The 13,068-nt window shown below is 65.2% G+C and carries 11 protein-coding genes; 10 read left to right on the top strand and 1 reads right to left on the bottom strand.

Going from position 1 to position 13,068, the window contains the following annotated elements:
• The first annotated feature begins 233 nt into the window (after window positions 1-233).
• The 5 genes from rbsK to BT264_RS21265 all read left to right on the top strand — a co-directional run bounded on the left by rbsK (window position 234) and on the right by BT264_RS21265 (window position 4,653).
• Entirely contained in the window at window positions 234-1,160 is a 927-nt protein-coding gene (gene rbsK, locus BT264_RS21280) for a ribokinase (RefSeq protein ID WP_072440406.1), read from the top strand.
• Between the two features lie 60 nt (window positions 1,161-1,220).
• Window positions 1,221-2,540 carry an MFS transporter gene (locus BT264_RS21275; RefSeq protein WP_072440408.1) on the top strand — a complete coding sequence of 440 codons (1,320 nt, stop codon included), beginning with the start codon at window positions 1,221-1,223 and terminating at the stop codon, window positions 2,538-2,540.
• A 43-nt stretch (window positions 2,541-2,583) separates the two neighbouring features.
• Entirely contained in the window at window positions 2,584-3,531 is a 948-nt protein-coding gene (locus BT264_RS21270; RefSeq protein WP_072440410.1) for a dihydrodipicolinate synthase family protein, read from the top strand.
• A 54-nt stretch (window positions 3,532-3,585) separates the two neighbouring features.
• Window positions 3,586-3,939: a hypothetical protein gene (locus BT264_RS39620; RefSeq protein ID WP_218173353.1), complete on the top strand. Its 354-nt coding sequence runs from the start codon at window positions 3,586-3,588 to the stop codon at window positions 3,937-3,939.
• 66 nt (window positions 3,940-4,005) lie between these two features.
• Window positions 4,006-4,653: a hypothetical protein gene (locus BT264_RS21265; protein WP_072440647.1), complete on the top strand. Its 648-nt coding sequence runs from the start codon at window positions 4,006-4,008 to the stop codon at window positions 4,651-4,653.
• A gap of 64 nt (window positions 4,654-4,717) precedes the next feature.
• On the opposite strand, the gene fliD is transcribed toward BT264_RS21265, so the two are convergent.
• Window positions 4,718-6,229 carry a flagellar filament capping protein FliD gene (gene fliD / locus BT264_RS21260; RefSeq protein ID WP_072440412.1) on the bottom strand — a complete coding sequence of 504 codons (1,512 nt, stop codon included), beginning with the start codon at window positions 6,227-6,229 and terminating at the stop codon, window positions 4,718-4,720.
• 1,077 nt (window positions 6,230-7,306) lie between these two features.
• Here fliD and BT264_RS21255 point away from each other — a divergent pair.
• The 5 genes from BT264_RS21255 to BT264_RS21235 all read left to right on the top strand — a co-directional run bounded on the left by BT264_RS21255 (window position 7,307) and on the right by BT264_RS21235 (window position 13,030).
• Complete coding sequence (locus BT264_RS21255; protein WP_034182511.1) at window positions 7,307-7,720, top strand: DoxX family protein; 414 nt, start codon at window positions 7,307-7,309, stop codon at window positions 7,718-7,720.
• A 251-nt stretch (window positions 7,721-7,971) separates the two neighbouring features.
• Window positions 7,972-8,937: a dTDP-4-dehydrorhamnose reductase family protein gene (locus tag BT264_RS21250; protein ID WP_072440414.1), complete on the top strand. Its 966-nt coding sequence runs from the start codon at window positions 7,972-7,974 to the stop codon at window positions 8,935-8,937.
• 400 nt (window positions 8,938-9,337) lie between these two features.
• Window positions 9,338-10,687 carry a reverse transcriptase family protein gene (locus tag BT264_RS21245; RefSeq protein ID WP_072440416.1) on the top strand — a complete coding sequence of 450 codons (1,350 nt, stop codon included), beginning with the start codon at window positions 9,338-9,340 and terminating at the stop codon, window positions 10,685-10,687.
• Window positions 10,688-11,041: 354 nt separating this feature from the next.
• Window positions 11,042-11,986: a D-alanyl-D-alanine carboxypeptidase family protein gene (locus BT264_RS21240; RefSeq protein ID WP_083534146.1), complete on the top strand. Its 945-nt coding sequence runs from the start codon at window positions 11,042-11,044 to the stop codon at window positions 11,984-11,986.
• Window positions 11,987-12,115: 129 nt separating this feature from the next.
• Entirely contained in the window at window positions 12,116-13,030 is a 915-nt protein-coding gene (locus tag BT264_RS21235; RefSeq protein WP_072440418.1) for a LysR substrate-binding domain-containing protein, read from the top strand.
• Window positions 13,031-13,068: the final 38 nt, after the last annotated feature.

Genomic DNA, 13,068 nt, shown 5'->3' with positions numbered 1-13,068 from the left:
TCCCTGCGTGGCGGTGTTGCCGACGCCGCGCGCTGTCAAAAGCGTCATTGTTTACCCTCGATTCATGGTGGTCCCGCTTGCATCCCGATTCGATCCTGTGAGAATGTAAGCGCTATCTTGATGGTGTTCCGTATTATGTCAGACACATATTCCATCCGTATCGCGAAATTTTCATCGACGACGGCCTTCCCGGCCGTTTTGTCCACTTCAAATGTAAGCGGTTACATCGAGACATGAACAGCGCCCGTTCACCGCATATCGCTGTCGTCGGCAGCGTGAACATCGACCTCGTCACGCGTGCGCCGCGCCTGCCGGTGCCGGGCGAGACGCTGCTCGGCACTGAATTCCAGACCGTTCACGGCGGCAAGGGGGCGAACCAGGCGGTTGCGGCCGCGCGTCTGGGTGCGTCGGTCGCGATGATCGGCTGCGTCGGCGACGACGCGTTCGGTGCGCGCCTGCACGGCGCGCTGGCGGCTGAACGGATCGACGTGACGCACCTGCATCGCATCGGCGGCGCGTCGACCGGTGTTGCCGCGATCACGGTCGACGACGGCGGCGCGAACAGCATCGTCGTCGTGCCCGGCGCGAATGCGTGCCTCGACGCCGGCCGGATCGACGCGGCGCGCGAAACGATCGCCGGGGCGGCGCTGCTGGTATGCCAGCTCGAAGTGCCGATCGCGACCGTGGCGCGCGCGATTGCCTGTGCGAGCGCGCGCCACACGCCGGTGCTGCTCAATCCCGCGCCTGCGCAGCCGCTGTTCGACGCGTTGCTGGCGCGAGTCGACTACCTCGTCGTCAACGAAACCGAAGCCGAGTCGCTGACCGGCATCGCCGTCGGCGACGATGCGTCGGCCGTGCGCGCCGCCGATGCGCTGTGCGCGAAGGGCGTCGGCAACGTGCTGGTCACGCTCGGCGCGCGCGGCGTGTGCTGGCGCGGCAGTGCAGGGAACGGCCGCCATCGTGCGATGTCGGTGACGGCCGTCGATACGACCGCGGCCGGCGACACGTTCGTCGGCGGGTTCGCGGCCGCCCGCGCAGACGGCGCGTCGATGGACGACGCGATCGGCTTCGGCCAGCGTGCGGCCGCGATCAGCGTCACGCGCTACGGCGCGCAGACCTCGATCCCGACGCGCGAAGAAGTGACACGTATGGATACCTGAATTCCGCAAGCGACGGAATGGCCGGAACCGGCCGATACCCGAGACATGGAGACAAACGTAATGAGCGAAAACCAGACTGTTCCGCACGCGCCGCCGCGTATCCGGCGCGGGCAACGCATCGCGCTCGCGCTGTTGATGGCGAGCGGGATCGTCAATTATCTCGATCGCGGCACGCTGGCTGTCGCGAGCTCGGCGATCCGGGGCGATCTCGGCTTGTCGCTCGCGCAGATGGGGCTGCTGCTGTCGGCGTTCTCGTGGAGCTATGCGCTGTGCCAGTTTCCGGTCGGCGGGCTCGTCGACCGCATCGGTCCGCGCCGGCTGCTCGGCATCGGGCTGATCGTCTGGTCGTTCGCGCAGGCGGCCGGCGGCATCGTGTCCACCTTCGGCTGGTTCATCGTCGCGCGCATCGTGCTCGGCATCGGCGAGGCGCCGCAGTTCCCGTCGGCCGCGCGGGTGGTGAGCAACTGGTTTCCGCTGCGTGCGCGCGGCACGCCGACCGGGATCTTCAACGCCGCGTCGCCACTCGGCACCGCGCTCGCGCCGTTGCTGCTGTCGATCCTCGTCGCATCGTTCGACTGGCGCTGGGCGTTCATTGCGACGGGCGCAGCGGGTCTTGTCGTCGCCGTCGTCTGGTTTGCGCTGTACCGCGATCCGGTGCGCGCGCAACTGACCGTGGACGAGCGCAGCTATCTCGATGCCGATGCGCAGAGCGTCGTCGCGGCGCCGAAACTGACTTTCGGCGAATGGCGCAGCCTGTTCTCGCACGGCACGACCTGGGGGATGCTGATCGGCTTTTTCGGTTCCGTGTATCTGAACTGGGTCTACCTGACCTGGCTGCCCGGGTACCTGACGATGGAGCGGCACATGAGCCTGATCCGCACCGGGTTTGCCGCGTCGGTGCCGTTCCTGTGCGGGTTCGTCGGCTCGCTGGTCGCCGGCTGGCTGTCGGACGTGGTCACGCGTCGCAGCCGTTCGCCGGTCGTGAGCCGGCGCAATGCGGTGGTGGTCGCGATGCTCGGGATGGTCGCGTTCACGATCCCGGCCGCGCTCGTGCAGAGCAACGCGGTCGCGCTCGCATGCATTTCGGTCGTGATCTTCCTCGCCAATGCGGCGTCGGCCTCGTCGTGGGCGCTCGCGACGGCGGCCGCGCCGCCGAGCCGTGTCGCATCGCTCGGCGCGATCCAGAATTTCGGCGGTTTCATCGGCGGCGCGCTTGCGCCGATCCTGACGGGCATCATTGCGCAGAAGTGGTCGTTCGTGCCTGCGCTGCTGACCGCCGCGGCGATCGCGTTCGCCGGTGCGATGGCTTACCTGCTGCTGGTGCGCAAGCCGATTCCCGAGCAGGCGGCGAATGCCGCGCACGGACCGTTGCCGGCCTGAACACGCAGCTTGTACACGCATTCACTGAAGGAAGGAGAAACAGATGCAACACCAGCAGCAAGCGAACGTGACCATCGAGGGGATCGTACCGGTGATGCTGACGCCGTTCGACGATGCCGGCGCGATCGACTACGCGGGGCTCGAGCGGCTCATCGAATGGTATCTGGCGCACGGCGCGGATGCGTTGTTCGCGGTCGCGCAATCGAGCGAGATGCAGTTCCTGAGTCTTGCCGAACGCGCGGAACTGGCGCGCTTCGTGGTCGATCGGGTGGCCGGGCGCGTGCCCGTCGTCGCATCGGGGCACGTCAGCGACGATCTCGACGCGCAGGTCGCCGAACTGTGCGCGGCGGCCGAATCGGGTGCGCAGGGCGTCGTGCTCGTGACCAACCGGCTCGATCCGCAGCGCAAGGGCAGCGCCGCGCTGCTCGACCATCTTCACAGGCTGCTCGCGCGACTGCCGTCGGATCTGCCGCTCGGCCTGTATGAGTGTCCGGCGCCTTACCGGCGGCTTCTTTCGGATGACGAACTGCGCGCGTGCATCGACACGGGCCGGTTCGTGATGCTCAAGGACGTGAGCTGCGACCTCGAGACGGTGAAGCGGCGGGTCGCGCTCGCCGCGGGATCGCCGCTGAAGATCCTGAACGCGAACGCCGCGATTGCGTGGGACGCGATGAAGGCGGGGTCCGCGGGCTTCAACGGCGTGTTCACCAACTTCCATCCGGATCTCTACCGGTGGTTGCGCACGCAAGGAGACGCGAACCCGGCGCTGGCCGACGAGCTTTCGACGTTCCTGGTCGTGTCGGCGGTGTCGGAAGCGCTGGGCTACCCGGCGCTCGCGAAGATCTACCATCAGCGGATCGGCACCTTCGGGTCGATCAAATGCCGCGCGATCGACTACGACGTGCGCGAACGATTCTGGGCGCTCGACGCGGTACTCGACAAGATCGTGGCCGGTACCGAGCATTTCCGCCGGCGGATCGCCGCGCAATAGCGGATGCGGCGCGCCGTGCAGTGCTGACGGCGCACCTGCAACGTCCCGGATGGTATGAGCCCGGCGCCGCGTTCGTGCCGGGTGCGCAACGCAACGGAAACCATCGGGATTCCCGATTACATCGGTGGCGGCAATGCCGCCTGCCGCGACCACACCACTGCGGTAGCCGGCCGGGACGGGCACGATGCCCGTTCTCATGAACGGCGGCACACCGCGGACACGCCGTCCGGCCTTCATCCACCGCATCACAAAATCGAACCGCCCGCGCTCCACGAGCGCGGCGCCGACGCGCGTCCGACTCCTGCGCTGCGTACTGCTTCGGTGGCGTCCGGTGACCTGTCCGGCACGCTCCGTCACCGCACGACAAAAGCATACAAATCTGCTCAATCCGTCTATCGGTTCTTGTAACGGTTCGTAATATTATGCCTCGGAGCGTTTTTTACCGATGAACCGTTGAATTCGTATTCGTTTCCGATGCAACCAGTGACGACGACTAGCCAGCCACCGATCCTGGCGGCGCCGGTAGATGCCATGCTGCACGCCGTGATCGACGAGGTCGTCCATCGGAGCGTATCGGAAGCGACGACGCGCAGCGGCTACATGCGGTGCGCCGACTACGCGATCGTCGGCGCGCAGGTGCTGACGCTGCTGACCGGCAAGGCTTACCGGCCGTTCGCGGGCGGCGAAGTGATGGATTTCGGCGGCGGCAACCTGTACGCGCTGTGCACGACACGCGAGCGGCGCCGCACCGCGCGGCATCTGTCGCACCTCGCGCGGTATCACTGCTGGATCGAAGCGCGCCACGACGACGTCGGCGGCCGCGTGCGCAAGGAGATCGTCGACTTCACGCTGCGCCACGACGAGACCGTCGCGAACAATCTGGGGATGCCGTTCGCCCGCGCGTACCAGGCGTATTTCTGGGGCTGGGAGGACGAGCACGCGGTGCCGGCGGAGTTGCACGATCATCCCGTATTCGCGAAGCAGGGCCCGGTCTGGCGCTGGGCCGAGCGCGAATGCACGACGTTGCTGCGCGCATACGAGCGCGAACGGCCGGGCTATTTCGGGCGTCAGGTGTCGCGTGCGATCGATTTGTTCGCCGACCGCGTCGAGGGGCTCGGCTGACGGCTCGACCCGCTCGAACCATTGCGCGGGAACCGCCGAAGCGGTCACCGCGGGGCCCGGCCGTTCATCTTTTCGCCAGCGTGCCGCTGCTGTTTGCGCCGCCGAACAATCGCGTCAGGTACTGCGAGTTCGAGTTCATCTTGGCCATCAGCGTGTTGAGTGCCGTGAACTGCGCTTGATACTGCTTGGTCAATTGCGCAGCGTAGTCGGACAGATCGGACTGCTGCTGCGTGATGCGCTTCAGATCGGCGTTCAGTGCGGTCGTGCGCACGTCGATCATTCCGTTCTTCTTCGTAAATTGCGTGATCTGCTCGGTCAGGCGCGTGCCGATCCCGTTCGTCGGGTTGAACAGGCGCGCGACCGCCGCCGGGTTGGCGGACAGCGTGTCGCCGAGCTTCGCGCTGTCGACGCTCAGCGTGCCGTCCCGCTCGAGCTTGATGCCGATCGACAGCAGGCTCGCGTGCCCGCCGCCCTTCCCGGTGCCGCCGCTGTCGACGCCGCGCGCGACGCTCGATGCGAGCGAGTTGCGGATCGTGTTCAGCGTCGAATCGCCGATCAGCGCGCCTTGTGCGCTCGCGCCTTCCGTGTAGCTCGTCAGCGCGCCCATCGTCTTGACGACGGTGTTGTACAGGCTCACGAAATTCGTGATCGTCGCCGCCTGCGATTTCGTGTCGGTGCTGACCGTCAGCGTCTGCGTATCGGTCGCGCTGACCGCGGCCGCCGACAGGTTCAGCGTGATGCCCGTCAGCACACCCGACACCGCGTTGCTCGCGCTGGTCGACGCGATCCCGTTGATCGTGAACCTCGCATCCTGTGCGACCGCGCTTTGCCGCCACGCGGCCGCGCTGTTCGCCGATTCGATCTTCGACGCGCCGCCGGCCGTGTCGGCCGTCGACGTGACGCCGAGGCTCGACAGCCCGTTGTCGTTGGCCACGTTGCCGACCGCGACGCTGATCGCGTTCGCCGCGCCCGTCTTCGACGATGCGAGCACGAGGTGCGCGCCGTCGGTGCCGTTGATGACCGTCGCGCTGATCCCCGGGTTGTTCGACGCCGCATTGATCGCGGCCGCGATGCCCGACAGCGTGTTGTGCGTGCTGCCGACCTCGACCTTGAACGACTGGCTGCCGAGCGACAGCGTCAGCGTGCCGGTACCGAGTGCCTTGGTCCCGTTGAAACCGGCCGACGACAGCGCCTGCGCGGTCGCGATCTGCGTGACGCCGACCGTGTAGGTGCCGGCGACCGCGCCCGCACCCGCCGTCGCGGTCAGGCCCTTGCCGCTCGCGACGGCGTTGAACGTCGACTGCAGCCCGCCGTTCGTCAGCGATGCGAGGCCCGCCTGGAGCGCGCCCAGCGCCGAAGACAGTGCGCCGAATGCGGAAATCCGCGTGCTGCCGGTCGCTTGCGACGCGGCAAGCGTCGCGGCACGGCCGGCCGTCTTCGCGTTCACCAGCGTCTTGACCAGCGTGCCGACGTCCATCGACGGATTGCCGGTCGAGCCGTTGATGATCGATTGCGCCGCCTGTTGCATCAGGCTGTTTGCGTTCGCGCCGCTATGCACGGGCGTGTTCGTTGGCATGGGTGGGCTCCGGTTGAAAGGCGATCCTGCGACGAACGGCTGTCGAGTCCGCTCGCGGTGATCCGGGCGGCCTCGTCGCGATTCGCCTGCATGCGGCCTCCCGTGCGACGCATGCCGGGGTTCACGGGAGGCGTTGGGGAAACGTAAGAACGAATCGGTGCGCCATCGTATATTTAAACCGGCATTAATTGGTAATTTTTTGTAATGTTTGTTGAGAAAATTGTAGGTGGAAGATGGCGAGTGAATGCGCGATGGCGGTTTGCTATTTTTCATCGTAAGCGCATGATTTTTATTGTATTTATTGAGGAATGTTTTCTGGAGTTTAAAAATTGCTGAAAGCGTGAATGTTTGATGGGGAATTTTTCGTTCATGCCGCTATCCGTCAGGCGGAGCGGCTGCGTGGAGCAGGCGTCATGCTTGGTCAGTATCGAGTCGCAAACCTTGTCAGGTAGGCGATATCACGCTACATGAGATGTCGGGCCACGCGTACGTGAAACGTTTTCGGTTACCAATTTGCATTCCAGGTCCGTGTGTCTTTGATCGAAAAAAGATCACTGGCTGACTGTAAAGACGATCGAATTGCTACGCAGAATCAATGGCGAATGAAGCACGCGTAGAACGTGTCGCCAATTAACTGTCGAGACGAGTTGTTGTGACCGGCATGTGTCAATTGGCGCCAACAATATCAATTGAATAAGGCGGCCAGGAAGAAGAGTAACGGTTTTCCTGATCTGGAAACACAAAAACGGAGCGATTTGCGCGGGGCCGAAAGTCGTTTGCGCTGCCCCGTCATCCGCGGTGTAACGGTCTTGTTGCGTCCGATTGTCTACTTAAGTGAGACAGCGAATCGCTTCATGGAGGATTGATGATTCCCGGTGAGACAGTAGACTGCACCCGTGCTTCGCCAGAACCGATCCGGAGCGCGCCAGGAACGGCGCAACCGGAAGGATTCTGCGGCGGCGGGCCGGCCGGTCCGCTGTCCGATTGCGCGAGGAGTGGTCCGTTGCCGACCTGGCGTGCCGATTCGGCGCGCGTCGGCGCCGGATGCCTCAAACCGTCAATTCAAGGGTGTTTGCTATGCGTTACGTTTCGCTGGAGTCGAAGAAGGACGAGCTGCTGCTGGCGGCTCGCGTGCTGCTGATGATCCTGTTCGTGCTGTTCGGCTGGCAGAAGCTGAACGGCTTCTCGGGCACGGTCGCGTACATGGCGTCGACGGGGAACCCGGCGCCGGAACTGGCGGCCGTGATCGCGGTGGCGGTCGAACTGGCCGGCGGCCTGCTGATCGCGATCGGCTTCTATACGCGTCCGCTCGCGCTGGTGTTCGCCGCCTATACGCTCGCGACCGCGCTGATCGGCCATCGCTACTGGGCGCTGCAGGGCATGGACCAGTACATGGCGATGATCAACTTCTACAAGAACGTCAGCATCATCGGCGGGTTGCTGTTGCTCGCGCTGACCGGCCCGGGGCGGTATTCGCTCGACCGGAAGTAAAGCGGCGCGAAGTTTCAGTGCAGTATGCCAGGCCCGGTGCGCGCAAGTGTGCCGGGCTTTGTCTTTTGGGTGGCGGGCGAATCGCCGGTGGCTCCGGAGCTTGCGTGCGCCGGGTGGCGATTCCGCATGGTACGGTTCGAGGGTCGTTTGTCGTTGATCGGTTGCGCACCTTTTCCGCTATCCTCCGGACGATCACAGCTCGAACGCCGAACGCGACCTCGCGCCTCCCTACGTCACCCGAATCGCCGCCCATGCCAAGCCCAACTTCGTCGACCGAACTCCCGACCATCCTCGTCATCGGCGCCTCCGGTCTGCTCGGCCGCGCGGTTGCCGCGTCGCTGGCCCGCGAATCGTCGCTGACGCTGCTCGCGACCATCAGGAACCCGCAAAGCGCAGGCGCAAAACTTCTCGCGCTGCCCCCGGAAAACATCGCCCGACTCGACGCGCTCGACCAGCCGGCCCTCGAACACCTGTTCGAAACCCGCAAACCGGCCGCCGTCATCCTCTGTGCAGCCGAACGCCGCCCCGACGTCTGCGAACGCGACCCGGCCGCCGCGCGCGCCATCAACGTCACAGCGCCGGCCCGCATCGGCGCGCTCGCCGCGCGATATGGCGCATGGACGCTGGGCATCTCCACCGACTACGTATTCGACGGCAAGGCGGCCCCGTACCGTGAAGACGCCACGCCGAACCCGCTGAACATCTACGGCCGCACGAAGCTGGAAGGCGAAGCTGCGCTCGTCGCCGCATCGCCGCTGTCGTGCGTGCTGCGCCTGCCGTTGCTTTACGGCCCGGTCGCCGACTGGAGCGAATCGGCCGTCACGAGCCTCGTCCCCGCGATCGTCGCTTCCGCGCGCCCGGGTGCCGACGCGGTCGGCATGGATGCATGGGCGATCCGCTATCCGACCTACACGCCGGACGTCGCGCAAGTCATCCGCGACCTGACGCTGCGTCATCTCGCGGGCGCGTCCATCACGGGTATCCGTCATTGGTCGGGCGAGGAGCCGATGACGAAGTACGACATCGCGCAGCGGATCGCGGCAGCGCTCGGCATCGACGCATCGCTCGCGCCGATCGACAAGCCGACCGATGCGACGCCGCGCCCGTACGACTGCCATCTGGACGCGTCGCGCGTGCGCGAACTCGGGATCGATTACGCGACGCCGTTCGATACCGCGTTGCGCACGGTGCTGCGCGATGCGCCGCAGGTGCCGTAGGATCGGGCGCCATCCGAGGCTTGCGGCGCACGCCCGACGCTGGCCTGCCGATTCGCCCCAAGGGCGAATCGCAACCACTGCGCAGCATCTCGCCGCGCGCCCAGGAGCCGAGCCATGCAACTGAAATGGCTCGAAGACTTCGTCGAATTCGCGGGCGCAGCGGCGGCGCGGGTCTGCCCGCCCGGTTTGACATCCCGCCTTCCCGGCCTTTAAAGTCCCGACGCGGGCCGGTGGGTCAAGCACACGCCCGGAACAGGCAGCCGATGTTCCAGGACTACGGGGCTACCCCGTGGATGAGCTCGATACCCCGATGCGTCGCAAGAGCGGACGTTGCGCGTTGCGCAACGGCGGCTCTCGCAGCACCAGTCACGTTGGCTCATCGTCCCGCCCATCGATTTCCATGTACGCATCCCTGTTCGATACCGTTCGCACGATTGCCGAGGCGATGCTGGCCGGATCGCCCGAACGCGCTGGCGTCATCGCCCGCATGACGGCCGTGCTCGGCGCTGCGCCGCCGTGGACGCACGAAGCCGCGGATGCCGCGCTCGCGCGCTTCGGCTCGAAGTGGGCCGACGCCGACATCGATGCGCTTGCGGCGGACCTGGCCGATGCGCCAGGATTCGTGCGCGCGTGGTACGGCGACGACCGCCCGGCCGTGATCCGCGTCGTGCGGCGGCCGCCGGTCCAGCGGCCGTTGCCGGCGCCGCTTGCCGGCTGCGACGTGCCGCAATGGGCGACGCCCGGCGATCTCGCCGGCTGGCTCGGCGTGAGCGTGCCGGAACTCGACTGGTTGTCCGACCACTGGCGCGTCGACGCACGCGGCGGCACGACGCCGCTGCATCACTACACGTATGTTGCGATCGACAAGCGCAGCGGCGGGTGCCGCGTGGTCGAGATCCCGAAGGGACGGCTGCGCGAAGCGCAGCGCCGCCTCCTGCACGGGCTGCTCGATCGCATTGCGCCGCACGGCGCGGTACACGGCTTTCGCAAGGGGCACGGGATCGTGTCGTTTGCGGCGCCGCACGCGGATCGCGACGTGGTCGTCCGTTTCGATCTCGCGGATTTCTTCGTGTCGGTGCGCGCCGCGCGGGTCCATGCGCTGTTCGTCACGCTCGGGTATCCGGCCGAAGTCGCGCGTACGCTTACCGGGCTGTGCACCAACCGCGTGCCGTCGGCGCGGCTGCTCGCGCCGGACCTGCGCGACCGGCTCGACTGGATCGGCCGTCAGCGCTACCGCAACCGGCATCTGCCGCAGGGCGCGCCGACGTCGCCGGCGCTGGCGAACCTGGGCGCATTCCGGTTCGACATGCGGCTCGCCGCGCTCGCGCGTTCGCTCGATGCGACCTACACGCGCTATGCCGACGATCTCGCGTTTTCGGGCGGCGGCGCGCTCGCGCGCGAAGTCGAGCGCTTGCAGGTCAGGGTTGCCGCGATCGCGCTCGAGGAGGGCTTCGCGCTGCACCTGCGCAAGACCCGCGTGATGCGGCGCGGCACGCGGCAGCAGCTGGCCGGCGTGGTCGTCAATCGACATCCGAATCTGGCGCGCGACGAGTTCGATCTCCTGAAGGCCATCCTGACCAACTGCATCCGGAGCGGACCGGCGTCGCAGAACCGCGACGCGCATCCGGATTTCCGCGCGCATCTCGCCGGACGCGTCGCGCATGCGGCCGCGCTGAACGCGGCGCGCGGCGCGAAGCTGCGCGCGCTGTTCGACCGGATCGGATGGGATGCGGACGGCGTCTGCCGGTAAGGCGCTCGGGCAGGGATCGGCTTCGGCCGGCAAACGGCACGTTGTTCCGTCAAGCCTGAAGCAGGCACCCGGACAGGTTATGTCTTGTTGCTCGATGGGCCACATCACGCCTTGTCGGCCATCTTGTCGAAGGTGTCTGGGCTCGTCGATTGACGACAGTTCGACCCGCTATCGCTTAGTGATCCAAAGTCTTGAGTTTGCTGATTCAGCATGACGTCATGCGAAAGCGGCATGGAGCCATGCTCTTCACGCGTCTAAGATGAGCGGCCCTGTCCATGCAACGTGACTTGCCGCGTAGTTGCCGCGGAAAACGTCGTTTGCAAGACCAACAATGTCTTCACGCAGGTTTCAAACTTGACGTTCCGGTTTTCCAATTCTCTTTTTCGATGCCTTCTCGTCACGGCGGTAATCGCTTCATGCGTGACAGCCGGAGGTGCGGCCGCGCAGCCACCGTCTGACGTCCAGGCCGTGTCATGGATGGTAGTTGACGGCGAATCCGCTCAGATGCTGGTGGAGCATAACGCGGACGCCGAGCGTCAGCCGGCATCGCTCACCAAACTCATGACAGCGTACATCGTACTCGGCGCGTTGAAGCGTGGAACCGTGCGCTGGGACGAGAAAGTGCGGGTGGACGCCGCGGACATCGGTGAAGTCGGAAACGACGAGGCCAGAATGTATCTGGTACCGGGGCAACGGGTGCCGGTCAAAGCGCTCGTCCGCGGTCTGATTGCCGCCTCTGCCAACGATGCCGCACTTGTCCTGGCCGAGCGCGTCGGAGGCTCGCTAGCTGGATTCAAGCAGCTCATGAACGAAACCGCACGGCAGCTAGGAATGAAACATACCCATTACTCGACGCCGTCGGGCGTTACGACGCCGGGAAATTACTCGACCGCTCGTGACCTTTCCACGTTGGCCTTGCGCCTCACCAAGGACTTCCCGGAGTACTACGCATTCTCGTCGGAGCAGCATTTCGCATTCGGCAAGTTCGAGAAGCGAAACAAAAACTGGCTGCTTGGAAAGGACCCGTCGGTCGACGGCATGAAGACGGGTCATACCGAGGCGGCCGGCTACTGCATCGTCGCAACCGCGAAAAGAAAGCAGACGTCACCCCCTATGACCAGGCGAGTCTTTGCTGTGCTCCTGGGTGCGCCAACGGCCGGTGCGCGGATAGCGGGCGCCGCCAGCCTGTTGAACTACGCATTTTCAGACTACCGGGACTATCCAGTCCAAGACGGCAGCGGCCCGCACGTCGTCACCCGCACCTTTCAGCCGGGCGTCGCAAAGTTGAACGGAGCCTGAACGCATTGAAAGCTGGAGCGCACCGGTCTTGCACGGCCTGATGACATCCGCTTCCCGCGACGTTATCGGGAAAGGGGCCGGGCGTAGAATCGATCTCGCAGAAGATGCCGCCTTGTTACAGGACCAGAAATGGAAATCAAGTGGATTGAGGACTTCATTGCCCTCTCGCAGTATCAGAGCTTCTCGCGGGCGGCGCAATTTCGGAACGTCACCCAGTCGGGGTTCAGCAGGCGCATTCAGTCGCTCGAGCAGTGGGTTGGCGCGGATCTCATCGACCGCAGCAGCTTCCCTCCAACCCTGACGCCTGCCGGACAACTGTTTCGGGAGGCAGCGGTAGACATACTGGGAAAGCTGTTCGATACGCGAGCCATCATTCGCAATGACCAGCGCATGGCGGGCAAAGGCTTGCGGATTGCGGCGGGTCATACGATCGCGCTAGGTTTCTTGCCCGGCTGGTTGAAAGCGCTCACTGCGCGTTTCGGGGAGGTACGTGCCCGGGTGATACCCACCAATGTCCACGACTCGATCCTGATGCTCGTGAACGGCAACTGTGAACTGATGTTTGCCTATCATCACCCGGAGCTTCCCCTCCATCTCGACCCGACCAGGTACGAGCATCTCGCCGTGGGCGTCGACTTACTGATGCCTGTCTGCCGGCCAAACCCGCGTGGTGGGCCTGCGTTCCGGTTGCCTGGAACGGTGGCCCATGCATTGCCGTTGATTTCGTATACGGAAACCAGCTATTTCGGCCGCTGCCTCGCACTCCTTTTGAGTCGAGTCGACACGAGCCCGGCCTTGCGGGTGCATTACGAGTCCGACATGGCGGAGGTCGTCAAGAAACTGGTCCTGGAAGGTGAAGGAGTCGCGTGGCTTCCGAAAAGCTCGATTGTCGACGAGCTCGGCGCGAGCGAACTGGTTCCAGCGGGCCGGGACGCATGGAACCTCGAAATCGAACTTCGTGTCTACCGCGATGCATCGAATCGTAATGAGTTTCTAGACACGCTCTGGCGCCATCTTCGTGCCGCGTCGCCAGCCTCCGATTAGGGGTTATCCCGCGTTATGTGACGTTCGCATATCCCCAT

Origin of the sequence: Burkholderia sp. NFPP32 (genome assembly GCF_900119325.1) — a bacterium.
Lineage (GTDB): Bacteria > Pseudomonadota > Gammaproteobacteria > Burkholderiales > Burkholderiaceae > Burkholderia > Burkholderia pyrrocinia_C.
This window is presented reverse-complemented; position numbering and strand designations above follow the sequence as displayed.